Source organism: Enterobacter sp. Cy-643 (assembly GCF_011752815.1).
Lineage (GTDB): Bacteria > Pseudomonadota > Gammaproteobacteria > Enterobacterales > Enterobacteriaceae > Cedecea.
Genome location: NZ_VWWV01000002.1, coordinates 283,480 through 302,465 on the forward strand (window position 1 = coordinate 283,480; position 18,986 = coordinate 302,465).

Consider the following 18,986-nt stretch of genomic DNA (forward strand, 5'->3'; position numbering starts at 1 on the left):
TCACCGGTGCTGCTGGCGCAGACGCGCCTGCCAGAATGAAACGGCCAGCGCCACCACCAGGATCACGCCCACCAGCGCCTCTTTCACCAGGTAGTTCAGCCCCATCAGGTTAAGCCCGTTATCAATAATCGCGAGGAACAGCACGCCGCCCAGGGTACCGCCCATGCTCACCCGCCCCTGCCGCTGGAACGCGGTGCCGATAAACACGGCGGCAATGGCATCCATCAGGTAAGACTGCCCGGCGAGCGGCGTGAACTGACGCAGGTTGGCGGATAAAATAATGCCGCCCACGGCACACATTGCCGAAGCGGCAATCAGCACCCAGAACAGGGTTCGCTTATCGGCTATCCCGGCGATTCGCGCGGCTTCACTGTTTTGCCCAATCGCACGCACCCGCTTACCAAACAGCGTCCGCTCGGTCAGTAACCAGGCGGCGAACCAGACCACCAGCACGATAAGCACCGGCGTGGGGATCCCGCCAACATTGCCCACAGCTAAATCGTGATATTCCGGCGCCATGCGCCGCCAGGAAATCGCCCCGCCGCCGTCGGTGTAAATACGCTCGGCGCTGCTGGCAATAAACCAGGTACCTAGCGTCGCCAGAAACGGCTTAATGCGGCAGGCGAGGATAAGAAAAGCGTTGACCAGGCCTATCACCACGCCGCCCAACAGGGCGCACAGCACAGCCACCTGCCAGGGAAGCTGCCAGGTTTTGAGCGCAATTAAAGCCAGCATGGCGCCAAAGTCGATAGCCACGCCGACGGAGAGATCGATCGCCCCGGCGCTGACAATCAGCGTCATCGCCAGCGCCACAATCAGCAGAATGGCGCTGCCCTGAAGCAAATTGCTCCAGTTATCCAGCGTCAGGAAAACGGGGTTTGACCAGCTAAACAGGACGATGAAAAACAGCGTGACCAGCGCAAAGCCCGCGCGCGAAAGCCAGGCCAGCGGTTTTCTTCCGGATTCACCGGTCGGAAGCGTTGCCGCCAGAGCAGAAAAAACTTTCATTATTTATTGGCTCCTTTCTGCTGCAGGGCTGAAGCCGCCAGCACCACGAGAATAAGTCCGCCTTTAATTGCGCCCACCCAGAAAATATTTACCCCCAGCAGCCCAAGGCCGTTAGACAAGGCATTGACCAGGATAGCGCCCAGTAATGCCCCCCAAACGGTGACCACCCGGCGGCGCGAGAAGGCTGCGCCAAGGAAGGTCGCCAGCACCGTTTCCATCAGTAAAGGCGTGGCGGTTCCGCTGGAACTGCCCGACCCCTGCGCCAGCAGCGGGAAGACCGCCAGCCCGGCTGCAACGGCGGCAATAAGCCAGGACGCGAGAATAAGACGGCGCACGTTAAGCCCGGACATCTGCGCCATGTCTTTGCTGCCCCCCGTCGCCTGCAAATGCTGGCCAAAACGGGTGTGATGCAGCAAAAGCTGGAAGCCCACGAAGACCAGCAGCAGATAAACCAGCGCATAAGGAATGCCCAGCACGCTGCCGTCGCGAAACGCCACCATCAGCGGGTCGCTGACGCTAATCCGGCGCTGCCCGGTCAGCAGATCGGTCAGGCCAGTAAAGGCCACCGAGGTTGAGAGCGTTGCCAGCAGCGGGGGCAGTCCGGCAACCAGTACCAACAGCGCGTTGATGCCCCCGCACAGCAGACTCAGCGCCGCCACCAGCAGCAATAGCAGCGGCCACGGCGTAAGCCATTCGCTCATGCCCAGGCTTAACAGCGCCACGCCGAACACGGCGATGGCCGGGAGGGAAAGATCGATCCCGCCGGAAACGACGTCATCTCCTCCGGCAGCAATCACGCAAACAAGGCCAAAACTCAGGATAGCCAGCGGCACGCTTTGCACCAGCATCAGGCTGATGTTCTGCCAGCTAAGGAACCACGGCGATTGAATGCTCAGCCAGACAAACAGGCCAACAAACAGCAGCAGCGGAAATTTTTCAAACAACGCAACGGAGCGGCCTGCCCCAAAGCGGCGGATTTCAGTCATCATGCTGCATGCTCCCGTCCACCGTTAATCGTTGCCAGTAGCGCGTCAAGGGTCAGTCCCTGAGTGGGCAAGTTCGCCACCAGTTCCCCGCGCCACATCACCAGAATACGGTCGCACAGGCCCAGCAGTTCGGTCGCGTCGCTGGAAGAAACCAGCACCGAACGCCCCTGCTCGGCAAGCTGTCGGGTGCGTTGATAGATATCGCTGCGTGCGCCGATATCGACGCCGAGCGTGGGCTCATCAAGAATAAACAGGCGGGCGTCAGTCCCCAGCCAGCGGGCAAGAATCACCTTTTGCTGATTCCCACCGCTCATAAAGCGCACAGGCAACGCCGGGAGTGCAGGACGAATACTCAGCCGCGCAATCCAGTCTCTGGCTTTTTGCAGCGCCCGGGAGCGGTGCTCCCAGCCAAACGTTGCCGTGTCCGGCAGCGACGCAAGGTTGATGTTATCGGTGGCCGAAAACGGCAGGATCAACCCCTGATGACGGCGATCGCGAGGTACAAGCGCCATACCGGCCCGGATAGCCTGCCGCGGGGAGCGAATACGGCGGGAGCGCCCTTCTATGACGATCTCGCCCTTTTTCGCCGCGTTCAGTCCGTAAAGTGTATCCACCAGCACGTCCCTACCCGCACCCAGTAGCCCTGCCACGCCGACAATTTCACCTTTGCGGATTTCAAAGCTGATGTCCCGTAGCTGCTGCCCGTCAGACAACGAACGCACGGCAAGCAGCGGTGTTTCTCCCTCTGTGGCATCAGCCTCGTGCTGACGAGGGGTATAAAGTCGGTCAATTTCTCTGCCGACCATCATATGAATGACGGCATCGGTATTCTGCAGCAGGTCGCGATCCGGGTAGCCCACCACTTCCCCGTTGCGCAGCACGGTGCCCGCATCGCACAGCGCAGCGATTTCGTTGAGATAGTGGGAGATGTACAGAATCGCGATGCCCTGCGCCTTGAGGCGTAGGATAGCGTCAGACACCAGGCTCGCTTCGTGAGCTTCAAGCGGCGCCGTAGGTTCGTCGAAGACCACCAGCTTTGCAGTGCCGTCAATCAACGCTCTGGCGATTTGCACCAGCTTACGCTCGGCCAGGCTCAGTTGCCGGATCAGACGGTCAGGGTCGAGATCAAGTTGCCATGTTCGGAGAAAAAAGTCTCTCGTCGCCTGTCGCATACGGCGGCTGTCCAGCAGCCCACCGGCACGGCGATATTCCTGCCCCAGAAACACCGACTCAGCAACGGTAAAATGTGGGATTAGATTGAGTTCCTGATGAATAACGCGTATTCCCTGAGCCTCAATCGCCGCGGGCTTACCCAGCGGAAGCGGAACGCCGTCAAGCGTGGCCACGCCGCCATCGGCCTGGTAAACCCCGGCAAGAATTTTAATTAAGGTGGATTTGCCCGCGCCGTTTTCACCGATAAGCCCGTGAATTTCACCGGGGCCTATCGTCAGCGTGACCGCGTTTAACGCGGTCACATTGGCAAATCGTTTACTGATGCGGTCCATCACCAGACCGCGTTGCGTTTTTGCCGCGTCCACTACTTCAGCTCACCGTAACCCAGTTTTTTGTACACGGCTTTGGCTTCATCCGGGCCTTTCACCGGGATTACCGGAATAAAGGTCTGAATTGGCAGCTTCTGCCCTGCGAAGTAACGTGCCACGTTTTCGGCAGACGTCTGGCCAATCAGGTGCGGCTGCTGGGCAACGTTGGCCACCAGCGGGCTGTCTTTTTCTGCCATGATTTCCAGCGTTTCCGGACCGGCGTCGATGGCGGTGACCTTCACATCTTTATCACGTCCGGTCTCTTCCAGCGCCTGCACAATACCGATAGCCGGCTGGTCCCAGCAGGCAACATGGATAGCATCCAGCTTGCCTTTCGGATACTGGCTAAGTAATTCGAGGGTTTTCTTACGGGCATCCTCCGGCGAGTTAGCAAACTGCTCAGCAAGCTCCGGTTGAATAATTTTAATGCCCGGGTAGTCCTTCAGGACATATTTCCATTGGTCATAACGTATACCGCAAATGCGTAATGAATTAGAGAAGGCATTAAATACCGCGACGTTACCTTTGCCGCCAAGCGCATCAGCCATATAGCGGCCAATGGTTGAGCCCAAAGTGTAGTTGTCAGATGTCGTGTTATTCACAGAATACTGAGAAACATGGTCAACGGTAAAGACTGGAATACCGGCATCGCGCAATGCTTTAAATTTAGGCTCAACGGCACTGTCGCCCAAAATACTGATTACGGCATCCACCTTACGGGACAGCAGAATATCGTGGTTATTGGCATGAACCTGGTTGTCCCTGCCACCATCAACACCGATAACCTTGCCGCCCAATTTTTCTACTTCCTCGGTCGCGCCCTTATAGGCTTCACGATCCCAGAAGTGCTGGGTTCCTACGACGGCAACCCCGATTGTTTTCCCCTGTAATGAGAGCGTATCTGCGGCGAAAGTAGCGCTTGATGCCAGTGACACCAGGCCAACAGCGGCAGACAGAAGTCTTTTTTTACCCTTCATTGCTATAGTTATCCTGTAGTTATTATTCACACTTACGCTTGATGATCCGGGTTTCAGCCTGGCAGCAGGGGCTTATTCCGCGACACTTATTTGAGGCAATAAATGTCGCGAGCGCCCTGGCATCCGGCAAAAAAAGACCATTAAGCGACAGCATGACAACAAGCATTATCAAGCCAAAATAAAAAATAGATATATCTTATACTTTCACAGTCATGTCATTAAGTCACTTTGGAATGAGGTAAACAAACATGAAAAAAACACATGTAAAACAGACAACAAGAAAATAATTCAACCACATTAAAATCGCGGGTTAATTATTTTTAGAGTGGAAACGAAATCCCTTAAAATAAAATTAAACGACGATATATTCTTGTCAGTTAATTATAAATCCTGTCGGCTTATATAAATGAAACAGTATTCGCTAAAGTTCTGCCGATTTGCCTGATTTTTCATCGCCGGATGAATTTCCTCTTTGCGCCCACCTCCCCGTATGATGCCGCATTAGCCCTATTGAAAACGCATGGTATAAGCATGAAAGCGGAACATCAGCTGGCGGTAATGCACTGGGGAACCTACCAGATCACCACCGAGGGCGAGCGTATCGCCGCCGTTTCTCCCGTCTCGTGGGACAAAAATCCTTCCCGCATCGGCCAGTCTCTGGTGGATGCCGTCACCGGGAATACCCGGATCCGTCGCCCGGCGGTTCGTCTCGGCTACCTGAAAAACGGCCCGGCCTCACGCGAAGGCAGAGGGAAAGAGCCTTTTGTCGAGGTGAGCTGGGAGCAGGCGCTGGATCTGCTGGCACGCGATCTCCGCTCGGTGCAGGAGCGCTGCGGCAATGAAGCGATTTTTGGCGGCTCTTACGGCTGGGCCAGCGCCGGGCGCTTTCACCATGCCCAAAGCCAGCTGCATCGTTTTCTGAAAGGCTTTGGCGGCTACACCGCCAGTACCAATACCTACAGCAGCGCGGCCGGAGAACGGATCCTGCCGCATATTCTTGGCCCGTTGAGCCCGCTGCATAAACAACACACCCATTTCTCCGTGCTGGCAGAACATTGTGAGATGTTTGTGGCCATAGGCGGATTGCCGCTTAGAAATGCTCAGGTCAACGGCGGCGGCGCAAACGACCACATGCTGAAGCACTGGCTTGAGCGTCTGGCGCAAAATGGCGTGCAGTTCGTGAACATCAGTCCGGTACAAAACGATCTCAGCGCCGTAGAAAGCGCCCGCTGGCTGGCGATTCGCCCCGGCACCGATACCGCACTGCTGCTGGCGCTTTGCCATACATTGATTGCAGAGTCTCTGCACGATGCAGCTTTTATCCATAGCCACACCGTTGGCTTCGAACAGCTGCGCCGCTATCTTTTCGGCGAGCACGACGGCGTGCCTAAAACCGCTGACTGGGCGGCAGATATCACCGGCATTGATGCCGAACAAATCTTAACGCTCGCCCGTACCATGGCGGGCAAGCGCACGATGATCAATATTTCCTGGTCCATTCAGCGTGCTCGCCAGGGAGAACAGGCGTACTGGGCAACCGTGGCGCTGACTTCTCTTCTTGGCCAGATAGGTACGCCTGGTGGAGGTTTGGCTTTCGGCTATGCCTGTACCAATCTTGCAGGTGCTGCGCGCGTGCCTTTCTCCGGGCCTCGCCTTCCCGCAGGAGAGAACAAGATAAAAACGGCGATTCCCGTGGCTCGCCTGTCGGACATGTTGTTACATCCCGGCGGCGAATATGAATTTGATGGCAAGCTCTGCCGCTACCCCGATATTCGCCTCGTCTATTGGGCTGGCGGCAACGCTTTCCATCATCATCAGGATCTCAACCGCCTGGTTGAAGCCTGGCGTCGGCCGGAAACCATCGTTGCCCACGAGCAGTACTGGACGGCGCAGGCGAAGTTTTCCGACATTGTGTTGCCGGTGACGACATCTCTTGAACGCGACGATATCGGCAGCGGCAGCCATGACGGCTTTATGATTGCCATGCGCCAGCAGATCCCGGCCCTCGCGGAAGCGCAGGATGACTACACCATTTTCTGCGCGCTTGCGAAAAAACTGGGCTTTTACGAGGCCTTCAGCGAAGGGCGGACCGCCGCCGACTGGTTGCCTCATCTGTATGAATCTTCACGGGAGAGAGCGCAGGAAGACGGCGTAGAGCTTCCCGCTTTTGACGCCTTCTGGGAGAAGGGAAAACTGGAGTTCACCCCGCCCGCTAAGCCACAAGTTTTTCTGGCCGATTTCCGCGCAGATCCGCAACAATTCCCGCTTTCTACTCCGTCGGGAAAAATTGAGCTTTATTCAGACACCGTGGCCGGTTTCGGCTATCGGGAGTGCCCGGGCTTTCCCTTCTGGGATGAAGAAGAGGCCGCTTATCAGCAACAGCAGGCCAGGCAGTGGCCTTTGCACCTGCTTTCCAGCCAGCCACGCACCCGACTGCACAGCCAGTACGATCATGGCAGCGTGAGCCGGGCCACAAAAATTCAGGGGCGCGAGCCGCTGTGGATGCACCCGATTGATGCGCACAAACGCGGGATCCAGGAAGGGGAAGTGGTAAAGGTCTTTAATGGCCGGGGGGCCATTCTGGCCGGCGTTCACATCAGCAACCAGATCCTGCCGGGGGTGGTTCAGATCTCGACCGGGGCCTGGTATGACCCGATGGATCCTTCCACGCCGGGCTCTTTAGATAAACACGGCAACCCGAATGTGTTGACCGAGGATCGAGGCTCTTCGCGCCTGGGTCAGGGTTGCAGCGCCCAAAGCTGCCGGGTAGAAATTGAGCTTTGGCACGAGGCACTCCCGCCGATTACCGCGTTTGATCCTCCCGCGTTTGTGGCCTGAGAAGTTACGCAAGAGCCTCTGCAAGCGTGTCTTTCAGGAATGCGACGCAGGCACTGACCTCGCGGGAGGCTTTATTTATTGGTGGGTAAAGTAAAAAAGCGCTAAATGGCGGCACGGCGTATTCCGGCAGTAGAGCGACAAGCTGGCCGTTTTCCAGCGCCTGGTGACATACCGGATATTGCAACACGCCGAGCGCGGCACCCGCCCTCAGCATCGTGTAGAGCGGCCGCCAGTGATTGGCGCTGAACACCACGTTCAGCGGGGCGCTGATAATCTGGTTATGATGTGAAATAAGCGGCAGGCGGTTGTCGTTAAACAGGCCAGATACCCGCGCAAAAGCATGGTGAATCAGCTCGTCGGGGGAAACTGGCGTACCGTTTCGCACCAAATACTCCGGGGAAGCCACCAGAATCCGCCGTACATCGCCCAGTGGATGTGCCACGAAATCGCCCTCACCTGAGTCGCCAAGCCTGAGTGAAATATCAACGCCCTCCGTCACCGGATCGACTACGCGATCGTTCAGAACCAGCTCAATATTCAGATCGGGATGGTTTGCTCTCAGCTTCAGCAAGGCGGGCATCAGAATTTCTTCACCCGCGCCAAAGGGGGCTGCGATGCGAATCAGCCCTTTTAGCCCCACCCGCTCATCCACGACCGCCAGCGCAAGATCTGCCGCCGAAATCACGACTTTACTGCGTTCATAGAATAGCGCTCCGCTGTCGGTCAGGGACATTCGGCGCGTGTTTCGCCGCAGCAGACGGGTGCCAAGGTGAGCTTCCAGCCGCTCAATCCTCTCACTCACCGCCGGCTGTCCGATGCCGATATCGCGCGCGGCGGCGGACATACTGCCCCGCTCCACCACCCGCACATAAATTCGCATTGCCGCCAGAAGATCCATGGACTGAGTATATTGGTTTTTCCGATAGATGAAAGCAGCAACAGATATCTACTGCGCCTGTGCATTTTACATAAAACTGATGGCTTATGGCGTTATCAACTGCTCTTACTAATCAGGAATATCATCATGGCAGAGATCAGACTTTATCTTTTCCAGTCCGGCACTCAACGCTGTAAGTATCACGATATCAGGATGAATCAGGGCGAAGGGAGCCACTATGAAATCCCCGTCCCTTGGTTCCTTTTGACTCACCCGAAAGGCCACACCATTATTGACGGCGGGCTAGCGGCAGAAGGCCTGGCCGATCCTCGGGCATACTGGGGAGATACGGTCAAACATTATCAGCCGTTAATGACCGAAGAACAGGGATGCGTGGCGCAGCTGCGTGCGATGGGCATTGCGCCGGAAGAGATTCGCTATGTATTACTTTCCCACCTGCACTCTGACCACACCGGCGCGATTGGGCGTTTTCCAAATGCATTGCATATCGTGCAGCGGCAGGAATACAACTATGCCTTTCAGCCGGACTGGTTCACCGCAGGCGCCTATTGCCGCAAGGATTTTGCCCGCCAGAATCTGAACTGGCAGTTGCTGGATGAAGACGGTTTTGATTTGTACGGCGACGGGACGCTGCGCTGCATTTCGACCCCGGGACATTCGCCGGGGCATCAGTCGTTTCTGGTGACGCTCACCAGCGGCAAGGCATTCACGCTGGCGATTGATGCGGCCTATACGCTGGATCATTTTTATGACCGCGCGCTTCCGGGCTTGATGACCTCAGCCAGCGACGCTGCACGCTCGGTGGCAAAATTGAGACAGCTGACTGAGTGCAACGGGGCAAGGCTGATTCCCGGCCACGATCCCGACGTTTGGCCGCAGTTTACGCTGGCACCGGCGTGGTACGAGTAAGTCAGGTTTCATCTTCGCTGAGCGGCACGGGCAGATTTATCGTCATCAGCAACCCGCCTTCAGCAGGCAGGCTGGCGTGGATATCCCCGTGGTGCGCATGACAGATTTCTCTGGCAATAGAAAGCCCCAGCCCGCTGCCGCCTGAATCCCTTGCCCGCGAGCGCTCCCCGCGGGTGAAACGCTCAAAAATATGCGGCAGATAATCCCCGGCGACGCCAGGCCCGGTATCAAGAAACTGGATTTCAATGCCTTGCTTAAGATGGCGAAAACGAATGGACATGCGATCGCCCTTGCTGCAATAGCGAAGCATGTTCTCAATGATAATGGTGAAGACCTGCCCCAGTCGGGCTTCATCTCCTGAGTAATAGAATTCATCTTCCGCCTCCACCGAGACGGGCATCCCGGCCGCTTCCAGCTGGGGTTTTAGCCATGCTACCCGTTCATTCAGGACTTCAGAAAGCGAGAATACGCCGTGCTGGAGCGAGAGTTGCCCGGCGCTCGCCAGAGAAAGAAAATGCAAATCGTCAGTGAGACGGCTGAGGTTTTTTAATTGCGTCATCACCATATTCAGCTGTTTTTCATCCGCTGGGAATACATTATCGAGCATGCCCTGAAGCCTTCCCATTGCGGCGGTGAGCGGTGAACGCAGCTCGTGTGCCGCAGCCACGTGCGCGGCCTTAAGCTCGCGTTCGTACAGCGCCAGCTGGCTGATCATTTTATTGAAGTTGCTGGCAAAACGAGTCACCTCCGCCGGGCATTCATCCACTCGCTTCGCCTGTTGATTGAAATCCCCCTGAGCAACAATTTCTGCAACGTCCGTCAGGCTGCGAAACTGCGCGGCAAGCGGGCGCGTGGCACGTAAACAGCTGACGATCACAAACGGGGTTGCCATCGAAATAAAGATGAACAGCCAGCCCCAATTGAGAGAGCTGATGGAAGGCGTGCTGTATTCGATTCCCCAGCGAGCGTCCACAATTTGATGAAAACGAACAATGTCTAAGTCAGGGTTCGCCCGCAGCGTCAGAAACTCCTGGTAAGCGGCAGGCGACATATGATGCACAACCCAGTAATACTGAACCGCGTAGATGCTCCACATCGCCAGTACGATGAAAAACAGAACGCTGACGGCCACCACGATGATGCGAATCGAGATCCACGCCAGGAGCGATTTGCTCTTTTTATTGTTCATGGTTTGCAGAACCTGTAGCCGATGCCGCGCACATTCAGGATTAGATTCTCAATCCCCGCCGCCTCAAGCTTTTTCCTTAAGTTATAGACATGCGTGTCTACCACTCGCTCCAGAGCGTCGCTTTCGGGCAGGCACTCTTCGAGCAAAAACTGGCGGCTGAGCGGCCTCGTCGAGGCGCGCATGAGCGTTTTTAAAATAGAAAACTCGGTGAGCGTCAAATCCAGGCGCAAGGGAGAAACGGCCTCGCGCAGCACCTGCGCCACCATATTGGTAACATCAACCTCAAGTGGGCCCCAGCGTAAAACATCCTCTGCGGGGAGTTGGCTGGCCTGACTGCGCCTGAGGACGGCCTGCACCCTGGCCATGACCTCACCGGGATTGTAGGGCTTGACCACATAATCATCAGCGCCATAGCGTAAAGCGCCGATCTTGTCATAGGGTTCGCCCATTGCGGTGATCATGATGACCGGCGTATTGCCCTTTCGCCTGACGGCAGCAAGGATTTCCGTACCGTTCATCCCGGGGAGCATGACGTCCAGCAAAATAAGATCGGGCTTCCAGGTTACCGCCGTGTTCATACCTGCCAGGCCATCGCCCGCCACCGAAACGCTGTAGCCTTCGCGTTTAAGATAGGCCTCTAACACATTTGCCGCGTCGGCGTCGTCTTCAATCACCAGGACCCGTTTATTTTTCATTTAATGTTACCTTGACAGTTTCTTCACAAATCCCTGGTCATTCATTGATAAGCCTTCAGCATAATCCTTTTACTGACTGAGTTAAGTCATACACAAAAATATAAACACCTGACAACGAGAATCATAATGTTAATAAAGAAAAACACAAAATATATAATCACACCGTTGCTAATCTCCAGTATTTCATCTGCATATGCAAGTGAGTATAACTCTGATGAAACAGAAATTACTCTGGGACTTGGGGCTATATCATCGCCACGCTACAGTGGTGCTAACGATCAAAGCACTGGTGTCATACCTCTTATTCATATTCAAAAGAACAATATTTTCTTTGACTCTACAAATGGCATTGGCATTCACCTGCAAAGTGATAACGGTTTATATTTAGAACCGGCGCTGGGCTATGATTCAGGACGTACTGATAAAAACTCTGGCTGGCGTAAAGGCTCAGATAAACTTAAAGGTATGGGCGATATTTCTTCCACCGTTAATTCAAGTATTGCCGTTGGTTGGGCGGTCGCCTCCTGGCTGGTCTTTGAAGGGAAAACAACGCTGCCGCTGAACGATGGACAGGGTGTTTCTTATTCCACGTCGGTAGATTACATCCCCATTATGGATGAGGATAATACGGTTACGCTGCAGGCGAGTGCGTTATTCGGTGATGCCCGGTATATGAATACCTGGTATGGTGTAAGCGAAGTGCAGCACAACCGTTCAGGTTTCTCGCGCTACAGCAGCGCCGGCGGGTTTTACGGCATGGACACCGGCCTGACGTTAACTCATCAGTTCAGCGAACACTGGGGAGGCTTGTTTAGTCTGAGCTATGCCTGGCTTAACAAGAAGGCATCTAATAGCCCCATCGTCATGAAAAAAGACGGTACAACCGGTATGCTTGCCGTCAATTATACCTTCTAAGCGCTTATGCCATCGGGCGTTCATTAAACAACTGACCGAAGCACAGTTATGAAGTTCGCTCTTATTATAACTTTCATCTTCGCGGTATTGCCCTCCTCAACGGGCGTCCATGATTTTAGAGCCTGTCTGTACGAAAAGGGTGACTTTAATATCTGCAACAATACATGCGTTAAAAACATACATTCAAAACACCATGCGAAATCATCACTATATATAAAAAGTATCAAGCGCTGTCATTCAGATAAAACAAAAACTTTCGATCATTATATTTTTCCTTGTCATCTTAGGTATTTCATTAAGTCACTACTGCAGCATTCAACACGTCACTAAGTATTTACCAACACTGAGAGGTAAAAGCATGAAAATTGCCGCCAAAGTCATAGAAACCATCACCGCCTGGATAGACAATAATATTCACCGTCGATTACGAATAGAGGATGTTGCTCGCTATTCTGGCTACTCTAAATGGCATTTTCAGAGAATATTTTCATATCATAAAGGCGAAAGTATAGGTCGGTATATCAGGATAAGAAAATTACAGCTGGCGGCACAGGATCTAAAAAACACCAGGGAGCGAATCGTAGATATTTCGATGAAATATGGTTTTGATTCACAACAGAGCTTTAACCGGCTGTTCACCCGCTGCTTTAAGGTGTCGCCAGGAACGTACAGGAAGGCCAAAGGTGTTCGGGGTGATGTATAAAACCTGCACTGGCGACGTGCAGCTTCAGCGCCAAAATACAAACAAAAGGGGCTGTCTTTCGGCACCCCTTCCGATGTTGCCGGAAGCGCTAACTGCCTGCCTTATTCATAATTTAATCCAACGTCATCAAATTAGTATTTAAATATCAGCAAGATTGATACCTGCATAGCCCTTCATTGTCTTATTCTCCCTCTTCACCCTTAGAATATAAGCCCCAGCATAAACACTCTTCAGTTTACTAACATCTTTCGGTTACACATCTCAATTTTTTAACAAAGCGCTATAGCTATAATAAAACCAGATTAGCGAGACACTTTCCACATCACTTCACAATAGAAATCGTCTTAAAATCAGTCTTAACCTTTAAGTTAAAAGCTAAGAAATAGGATAAGAAAATCACAGCACATGCGTCCTACCTGTGATTAAAATTTATAGCACACCTGGTTTCAACAACGCTTTACCGATCAATGTAACTTAATTAATAGATAATCGTTTGTTTTGAGACGGCCTGTTTAATAGCATGAGGTGTAATTGAGAGAGCTAATTTAGCTTATCTGAAATTACTCTTTGCGTCGGAATATCATCGCGCGTCGGAGTATCATCTCAATTAGAAATTTTACCTCTTTATATTGGGAAAAAGGAATGAGCAATACTCAGCATAAATTGAACAAAGCACGACCGCCGCGAGTACAAATTACTTACGACGTAGAAATCGGCGACTCACAGTCAACAAAAGAATTACCTCTTGTTGTCGGAGTGATGGGCGATTTTACTAAAGCTGAGGATGAACTTCGCGATCGTAATTTTTTAAACATCGATAAAGATAACTTCAATGAAATTATGTCATCAATGAAACCTGATGCAGAATTTCTTGTGGATAGTGCATTGCCCGAGCACAGCGGGAAGTTAGCTGTCTCACTGACTTTTCAGAATATTGACGATTTCTCCCCGGATAACATCGTTCAGCAGATAGAGCCTTTACGTAAGTTAATGGAGCTACGTGAGCAATTAAGCGATCTACGAAATCGAGCCGCCAGCAATGAACGCCTTAAAGAACAGCTGGCAGAAATGGCGTTGCAGCAGCAAAACATGATGGGGAAATCCGCCATAGGTGAAGAGGAGGATGAAGCATGAGTGATGCACAGGCAGCCAACGTCGCTACCGAAACAACATTTAGCGATGATTATCTAAATCAAGTTATTGATAATACGCGTGCTATTCGTCGTGAATCCGACCGTGGCCGCATGAAAACACAGCTCAATAATTTCCTCGCGGAAATCTTATCAGGAACGGTAGTCATTTCCAGCGATCTCATTGGTAGTATTGAGCAGCGTATTACCGCAATTGATGAGCTTCTGTCTGAACAGGTAAGTTTGATTATTCATGCACCGGAATTTCAGAAAAAAGAGTCCTCGTGGCGTGGTTTACACAAACTGGTGCAATCGAGCGTCACTAATAATACGCAAGTGCGGCTGCTGCAGTGCACCAAGCAAGATCTGATCAAAGATTTTAAATCTGCCAGTGATTTCGATCAGTCCATGCTGTTTAAATGTGTCTATGAAAGCGAATACGGCACCTTTGGTGGGACTCCGTTCTCTGCATTTGTCGGAGATTTCCAATTTGATAACACACCGCAGGATATTAACCTGCTGGAGCAAATTTCCCACGTTGCCGCTGCCGCTCATGCACCGTTCCTGAGTGCCGTTGCTCCCGGTATGCTGTCGATGAATGATTTCTCCGAGCTGCCCCGCCCTCGCGATCTGGCTAAGCTTTTTGAAACCACCGACTATGCTCGCTGGCGCTCTTTTCGTCAAAACGACGACAGCCGCTATATCGGGCTCACACTCCCCCGTGTACTGGGACGTATGCCCTATGGCGCAAAGACAATCCCGGCTGAGAGTTTTAATTTCGAAGAGCGAATTCAAGAAAATGAAAGCGGCAGCGACTATCTGTGGATGAACTCTGCCTGGGAGCTGGCGGGCAGAGTTATTAATTCTTTTGAAGAATTTGGCTGGTGCGCTTCAATCCGCGGAGTTGAAGGCGGTGGATTGGTTAAATCTTTACCGGCTTACAGTTTCGTATCTGAACGCGGCGAACACACCATGCAGTGCCCTACTCAGGTAGCAATTTCCGATCGTCGGGAGAAAGAGTTATCAGACCTGGGCTTTATTCCGCTGGTTCATTGCAAAGGCACAGATTACGCCGCCTTCTTTGCCGTGCAGTCTATTAACAGCCCGCGTTTATATAACTCGGATATGGCAAATGCCAATGCACGTTTATCCAGTCAGCTTCCTTATATCCTTGCAACCTCACGCTTCGCCCATTATTTGAAATCTATTGTCCGCGATAAAGTTGGCAGCTTTATGTCGAGAAACGAATGCGAGGAATATTTACAGAAATGGATTATGCAATACGTTGTCGCCTCCGATAATGCGGGTCCGGAAACTAAAGCACGCTATCCACTGCGTGAAGCAAAAATTGAAGTTGTTGACGTGGCTGGTAGTCCAGGAACTTATCGTGCCATTGCATGGTTAAAACCTCATTTCCAGCTGGAAGGTTTGAGTATGTCTTTGCGTCTGGTTGCAGATTTACCATCTACTGCAGGCGCATAATCCCCTTAAATAGTATAGGAATCTATAATGGCTAAATTGCAAGATTGTCAGTTCATTGAAATTAAAATTGATAACAAAGTTATTTCCGGTTCGTCAGAAGAGCAAAAATACAATAAATGGATGGAGGGTTATTCTTCAGGTGCATTGCGCACTTATTCGGGACCGGACGGTACCCATTTCGATGGTGTACCGGTCTCGATTCTTGTCACCAAAGACACCAGTAGCTTCTATGAGCATTACCTTAAACGCGGCTACAAGACTATGACCATCACCATAGTCGAGCGTGCGTCTGATAATCTTGGTGCTGACTATGAGCTTCAGCGCACCGTTTACAGCGAATGTAAAATTACCAGTCTAAGTATTGCCAAACATAGCCAGCTTAACCAGCTTTTTATGGATTTTGACTTTGTATTTGAAGGTATGGTCGAAGTCACTTTCAACGTTCCAAATGCAAAATCGGACGGTCTGGATAAAATTGGACCGGTTAAATACAGCATCGCAGAAAAAACGCTCAAATAAATTAAAAGCCTGGCTATAACCGGCCAGGCTTTTCTGGAGACCACGAAACATGTCATCTTTGCTTTGTCGTCTCAGTGATAATCACCCTTTATCTATAGAGGATGATTATGCCTGTGATGCCGATATTATTGCCCCCATGATTTCGGATCTTAAAATGTTACTGACATCACGTACCCGCCTACCCATGGTGGAAGAAATCCCATTAGTGAATGCTTCAATTATCAATTACGGAATTAATGAATCATTCGGCAGCAAAATCGAAATGATTTCCCGCGATAAGATTATGACTTCCCGGATTAGCAATGCGCTATTACGCTTTGAACCACGCCTTGTCGATGTGTTTATAACTAGAAAGAGCAACCCTGAAGCTGTGATATTCATTCTTCAGGCAAGCTATCGACATACTCCGTTCAGGCTTGAAATGATATGGGATGATAGCACCGGGAGATTTTTCTTCGATGAATAAATGGTTGTCTTATTATCAGAAGGAACTCAGCGACCTGAAGCAATATGGAAGATTATTTGCCAACCGTTTTCCTAAAATTGCTGGCCGTTTAGGTATTGTCGAGGGTGAGACTGAAGATCCGCATGTCAGTCGTTTAATTGAATCCTTTGCACTATTAACCTCCCGGATTCATCAACGTCTTGACGATGATGTACCTGAGGTAATTGATGCTCTGCTCTCGGCGCTGGCGCCGCAGTTTTTACGCCCGTTGCCCTCTGTTTGTATTGTAATGGTTGAACCCGATCCGCAGAAGTCGGGCATTACTGGCAAAAATAGACTTGAAGCGGAAACAGCGCTGTTTACCCGTCACAGCGAGCCGCTTGCCTGTCAGTTTCAAACCGTCTATCCCATCACGCTATTGCCGTTATCAATGCATGCAGCGGAACTGTACTTTGACAGCGATAAACTCAGCTGGGAATTGATACTGAATATTAAGATCTGGCCAGGTGCGACGCTGACCAGCGATACGCTACGCTTGTTTCTGCACGGCCCCTCGAACGCCGTCAATACTCTCTATACCCTGCTATGTTCAGAGAAACGCGATCTGAATCTGCGACATAACGGTATCGTTACACCGTTATCGAATGATGCTCTACGTCCGGTCGGCTTTGCCACCGAGGACGCGCTGCTCACGCGGGATACACGGATTGATCCCATCCATATTCTGCTCCTGGATTATTTCTGGTTTCCGCAAAAATTCTCCTTTATCGATATCCAGCTCCCTGCCGGTTTCACTGCGGCAGGCAATGAGCATATTGAGCTCCAGGCGGTATTTAATCATCATGCTCTTACCGAAAAGTTAGAGAAGCTGGCACCGCTGGTTGATAAAAACTTTTTCCGGCTGAACTGCTCACCCGCCGTCAATCTGTTCTCCCAGCGAGCCGAGCCAATCTCCCTGACCGACGCCATCGCGGAATATCCGATTATCCCCGACTCCCGGCATCATGATCACATTGATATCTGGGCCATCAATCGCGTCTACCTGCAAAGAAAAACCAATAATCAGGTCGAGAATTGCCCGCTTTTGCCTCTGATAGAAAGCGGTGGCAACCCTCACGCAGCAGAAGATATTGGGCTGTACTGGCAGTGGCTACGTCGGGAAATACCCAGTAAGAGCGCCATTGAATATCAATCATTGGTCGCCTTTAGCGAGCGTCAGAACGCCCGCACGAACGCAGAATCAGGGATCGTTGGCATCGACTTGATATGCACAAACGATGGGCTGGCGCACCAGTTTCAGTACGGTTCTACCGGTGGCGATTTTGAACTTAACGTGCCGATTGCCGGGTTAAAAATCAGCGCATTGACGCATCCAACCCGGCAGATAAGCCCCGTGGACAAGAGTGTCATACGCTGGCGTTTTCTGTCGCAACTCACGCTGAATCACCAGTTACTTGACGGCGAGCTGGGCATTCAAAGGCTGAAAGAGACGCTTAGCTTATACATTATCGATGATAGTCAGGACAGATCGCGACTCCTCTCTTTGATTCAGGGGCTGTTGTGCGAGCCTCTCACAACCCGCCTTATCAGCAACGATCCCCATTCTCTTGCGCGCGGCATCAGCCTGACGCTGACATTCAGCCGAGAGGCACTTCACGAGCCAGAATACTTTTTGCTCTGCAGCCTGCTGGATCGGCTGCTTGCGCTATATGCCCCCGTGAATAGCTTCACGCGACTAACAACCTGCATTGAGCAAGAAACGCAGACCCGTCGTATCTGGCCTATCCGTGCTGGGAGACTGTCATGGCTATGATACCCATCGCCAGTAAATTTAATTTTTATCAGCAGATCCGTCTGCTGCTGCGTAAGCTGCGCGATGGCAAAACGAGTGACAATGTTCTCCTTGACGAAAAATTGCACATCACCTCCCCGCTATCCCTGGACGCGCCTAACGGGCAGGTCGAAAGTCTGGCCCAGGAAACACCCGAATCACCGCTGCAGGTTTGCACAGGATACAACGGACTGACGGGCGCAATGGGGGCGCTGCCGACGGTCTATACCGAATGGCTCATTGAGCGTCAGCACCGCTATAGCGATCGTTCTGCCAAAGCGTTTCTGGATATTTTTGGTCACCGGCTACACAGCCTCGACTACCTGGCCTGGCAAAAGCACCATTTCTATGCCCAGGCCGAGGCGCAGCATCAGCCTCCCCTCCAGCAGACTATCCTGGCGCTCGGTGGCCTGCTGGTCTCTGAGATTGCCGCCTCGCAGGCCCAGCATGCCGCTATTTTTGCCTCGCCAGTACGCTCAATGGTCAACCTTGAGCGCTGGTTACACCAATACTTTGCTGTTCCGGTAGAAATAGTGCCCTTCACCGGCGGCTGGCGTGACGTCCCCGCAGAGGAATGTTGCCAGCTTGGTAATCCAGCGCAAACGCTGGCGACGGCTCCGATGATGGGCAATATGCGGCGGGAAGTTAATGCTCATTTCGATGTCATCCTGGGGCCAATGTCTCCCGAAACATCGCGCCGCTTCACGCCCCGGGGAAGCCAGTGGCGTGAAGTCTGGTCATCTATTCGTCAATACGTCGGTCCGATAATGGACTTTTCAGTTTCAATCAGCATCAGCAGCGCGGAACTTACCTCGCGGCCTCTGGGGATGAGCGCCATCGGGCAAGATTTTTGCCTCGGCCTTAACCGTGATTTGCACCTTCATCTGGTGCGCATTCCCGACCCGACGGTTTAATCAGGA

At 52.2% G+C, this 18,986-nt stretch carries 17 protein-coding genes; 10 read left to right on the forward strand and 7 right to left on the reverse strand.

Annotation, left to right across the window (positions count from 1 at the left end):
• The 4 genes from F3J29_RS09705 to F3J29_RS09720 are packed head-to-tail and all read right to left on the reverse strand — an operon-like array spanning window position 1 to window position 4,512.
• Window positions 1–1,008 carry an ABC transporter permease gene (locus F3J29_RS09705; protein WP_166865703.1) on the reverse strand — a complete coding sequence of 336 codons (1,008 nt, stop codon included), beginning with the start codon at window positions 1,006–1,008 and terminating at the stop codon, window positions 1–3.
• Complete coding sequence (locus F3J29_RS09710) at window positions 1,008–1,997, reverse strand: ABC transporter permease (RefSeq protein ID WP_166865705.1); 990 nt, start codon at window positions 1,995–1,997, stop codon at window positions 1,008–1,010. Before F3J29_RS09710 ends, F3J29_RS09705 begins: the two co-directional genes overlap by 1 nt.
• Complete coding sequence (locus F3J29_RS09715; RefSeq protein WP_166866655.1) at window positions 1,994–3,499, reverse strand: sugar ABC transporter ATP-binding protein; 1,506 nt, start codon at window positions 3,497–3,499, stop codon at window positions 1,994–1,996. The genes F3J29_RS09710 and F3J29_RS09715 overlap by 4 nt, the downstream gene beginning before the upstream one ends.
• Window positions 3,500–3,531: 32 nt before the next feature.
• Window positions 3,532–4,512, reverse strand: a complete 981-nt coding sequence (locus F3J29_RS09720; protein ID WP_166865707.1) for a sugar ABC transporter substrate-binding protein — start codon at window positions 4,510–4,512, stop codon at window positions 3,532–3,534.
• A 531-nt stretch (window positions 4,513–5,043) separates the two neighbouring features.
• Here F3J29_RS09720 and F3J29_RS09725 point away from each other — a divergent pair.
• Window positions 5,044–7,350: a molybdopterin-dependent oxidoreductase gene (locus F3J29_RS09725; RefSeq protein ID WP_166865709.1), complete on the forward strand. Its 2,307-nt coding sequence runs from the start codon at window positions 5,044–5,046 to the stop codon at window positions 7,348–7,350.
• 4 nt (window positions 7,351–7,354) lie between these two features.
• On the opposite strand, the gene F3J29_RS09730 is transcribed toward F3J29_RS09725, so the two are convergent.
• Complete coding sequence (locus tag F3J29_RS09730) at window positions 7,355–8,230, reverse strand: LysR family transcriptional regulator (protein ID WP_166865711.1); 876 nt, start codon at window positions 8,228–8,230, stop codon at window positions 7,355–7,357.
• Between the two features lie 144 nt (window positions 8,231–8,374).
• On the opposite strand from F3J29_RS09730, the gene attM reads away from it, so the two are divergent.
• Window positions 8,375–9,157: an AttM family quorum-quenching N-acyl homoserine lactonase gene (attM, locus tag F3J29_RS09735; RefSeq protein WP_166865713.1), complete on the forward strand. Its 783-nt coding sequence runs from the start codon at window positions 8,375–8,377 to the stop codon at window positions 9,155–9,157.
• A gap of 1 nt (window position 9,158) precedes the next feature.
• On the opposite strand, the gene F3J29_RS09740 is transcribed toward attM, so the two are convergent.
• Together F3J29_RS09740 and F3J29_RS09745 are read right to left on the reverse strand one after the other, a co-directional pair.
• Window positions 9,159–10,346 carry a sensor histidine kinase gene (locus tag F3J29_RS09740; RefSeq protein WP_166865714.1) on the reverse strand — a complete coding sequence of 396 codons (1,188 nt, stop codon included), beginning with the start codon at window positions 10,344–10,346 and terminating at the stop codon, window positions 9,159–9,161.
• Window positions 10,343–11,041 (reverse strand): response regulator, encoded by a 699-nt coding sequence (locus F3J29_RS09745; RefSeq protein ID WP_166865716.1) that lies wholly within the window; start codon window positions 11,039–11,041, stop codon window positions 10,343–10,345. The genes F3J29_RS09740 and F3J29_RS09745 overlap by 4 nt, the downstream gene beginning before the upstream one ends.
• Window positions 11,042–11,167: 126 nt before the next feature.
• Here F3J29_RS09745 and F3J29_RS09750 point away from each other — a divergent pair, with 126 nt between their 5' ends.
• From F3J29_RS09750 to tssG, 8 genes are all read left to right on the forward strand, one after another.
• Complete coding sequence (locus tag F3J29_RS09750; protein WP_166865718.1) at window positions 11,168–11,956, forward strand: MipA/OmpV family protein; 789 nt, start codon at window positions 11,168–11,170, stop codon at window positions 11,954–11,956.
• A 358-nt stretch (window positions 11,957–12,314) separates the two neighbouring features.
• Window positions 12,315–12,659 carry a helix-turn-helix domain-containing protein gene (locus tag F3J29_RS09755; RefSeq protein ID WP_166865721.1) on the forward strand — a complete coding sequence of 115 codons (345 nt, stop codon included), beginning with the start codon at window positions 12,315–12,317 and terminating at the stop codon, window positions 12,657–12,659.
• 642 nt (window positions 12,660–13,301) lie between these two features.
• Window positions 13,302–13,793 (forward strand): type VI secretion system contractile sheath small subunit, encoded by a 492-nt coding sequence (gene tssB / locus F3J29_RS09760; RefSeq protein WP_166865722.1) that lies wholly within the window; start codon window positions 13,302–13,304, stop codon window positions 13,791–13,793.
• Window positions 13,790–15,271, forward strand: a complete 1,482-nt coding sequence (gene tssC / locus F3J29_RS09765; RefSeq protein WP_166865723.1) for a type VI secretion system contractile sheath large subunit — start codon at window positions 13,790–13,792, stop codon at window positions 15,269–15,271. Before tssB ends, tssC begins: the two co-directional genes overlap by 4 nt.
• A 27-nt stretch (window positions 15,272–15,298) precedes the next feature.
• Complete coding sequence (locus F3J29_RS09770; protein ID WP_166865725.1) at window positions 15,299–15,790, forward strand: hypothetical protein; 492 nt, start codon at window positions 15,299–15,301, stop codon at window positions 15,788–15,790.
• 49 nt (window positions 15,791–15,839) lie between these two features.
• Window positions 15,840–16,256 carry a GPW/gp25 family protein gene (locus tag F3J29_RS09775; protein WP_166865726.1) on the forward strand — a complete coding sequence of 139 codons (417 nt, stop codon included), beginning with the start codon at window positions 15,840–15,842 and terminating at the stop codon, window positions 16,254–16,256.
• Window positions 16,249–18,048, forward strand: a complete 1,800-nt coding sequence (gene tssF / locus F3J29_RS09780) for a type VI secretion system baseplate subunit TssF (RefSeq protein ID WP_166865728.1) — start codon at window positions 16,249–16,251, stop codon at window positions 18,046–18,048. Before F3J29_RS09775 ends, tssF begins: the two co-directional genes overlap by 8 nt.
• Window positions 18,039–18,980, forward strand: a complete 942-nt coding sequence (tssG, locus tag F3J29_RS09785; protein WP_166865729.1) for a type VI secretion system baseplate subunit TssG — start codon at window positions 18,039–18,041, stop codon at window positions 18,978–18,980. The genes tssF and tssG overlap by 10 nt, the downstream gene beginning before the upstream one ends.
• Window positions 18,981–18,986: the final 6 nt, after the last annotated feature.

What these genes read in the sequence shown, in the direction of transcription:
- F3J29_RS09730 (WP_166865711.1), bottom strand. Translation starts at nt 8,230, where the DNA reads ATGCGAATTTATGTGCGGGTGGTGGAGCGGGGCAGTATGTCCGCCGCC.
- F3J29_RS09710 (WP_166865705.1), bottom strand. Translation starts at nt 1,997, where the DNA reads ATGATGACTGAAATCCGCCGCTTTGGGGCAGGCCGCTCCGTTGCGTTG.
- F3J29_RS09775 (WP_166865726.1), top strand. Translation starts at nt 15,840, where the DNA reads ATGTCATCTTTGCTTTGTCGTCTCAGTGATAATCACCCTTTATCTATA.
- F3J29_RS09740 (WP_166865714.1), bottom strand. Translation starts at nt 10,346, where the DNA reads ATGAACAATAAAAAGAGCAAATCGCTCCTGGCGTGGATCTCGATTCGC.
- attM (WP_166865713.1), top strand. Translation starts at nt 8,375, where the DNA reads ATGGCAGAGATCAGACTTTATCTTTTCCAGTCCGGCACTCAACGCTGT.
- F3J29_RS09725 (WP_166865709.1), top strand. Translation starts at nt 5,044, where the DNA reads ATGAAAGCGGAACATCAGCTGGCGGTAATGCACTGGGGAACCTACCAG.
- F3J29_RS09720 (WP_166865707.1), bottom strand. Translation starts at nt 4,512, where the DNA reads ATGAAGGGTAAAAAAAGACTTCTGTCTGCCGCTGTTGGCCTGGTGTCA.
- tssB (WP_166865722.1), top strand. Translation starts at nt 13,302, where the DNA reads ATGAGCAATACTCAGCATAAATTGAACAAAGCACGACCGCCGCGAGTA.
- tssF (WP_166865728.1), top strand. Translation starts at nt 16,249, where the DNA reads ATGAATAAATGGTTGTCTTATTATCAGAAGGAACTCAGCGACCTGAAG.
- F3J29_RS09770 (WP_166865725.1), top strand. Translation starts at nt 15,299, where the DNA reads ATGGCTAAATTGCAAGATTGTCAGTTCATTGAAATTAAAATTGATAAC.
- tssG (WP_166865729.1), top strand. Translation starts at nt 18,039, where the DNA reads ATGGCTATGATACCCATCGCCAGTAAATTTAATTTTTATCAGCAGATC.
- F3J29_RS09705 (WP_166865703.1), bottom strand. Translation starts at nt 1,008, where the DNA reads ATGAAAGTTTTTTCTGCTCTGGCGGCAACGCTTCCGACCGGTGAATCC.
- tssC (WP_166865723.1), top strand. Translation starts at nt 13,790, where the DNA reads ATGAGTGATGCACAGGCAGCCAACGTCGCTACCGAAACAACATTTAGC.
- F3J29_RS09715 (WP_166866655.1), bottom strand. Translation starts at nt 3,499, where the DNA reads ATGGACCGCATCAGTAAACGATTTGCCAATGTGACCGCGTTAAACGCG.
- F3J29_RS09745 (WP_166865716.1), bottom strand. Translation starts at nt 11,041, where the DNA reads ATGAAAAATAAACGGGTCCTGGTGATTGAAGACGACGCCGACGCGGCA.
- F3J29_RS09750 (WP_166865718.1), top strand. Translation starts at nt 11,168, where the DNA reads ATGTTAATAAAGAAAAACACAAAATATATAATCACACCGTTGCTAATC.
- F3J29_RS09755 (WP_166865721.1), top strand. Translation starts at nt 12,315, where the DNA reads ATGAAAATTGCCGCCAAAGTCATAGAAACCATCACCGCCTGGATAGAC.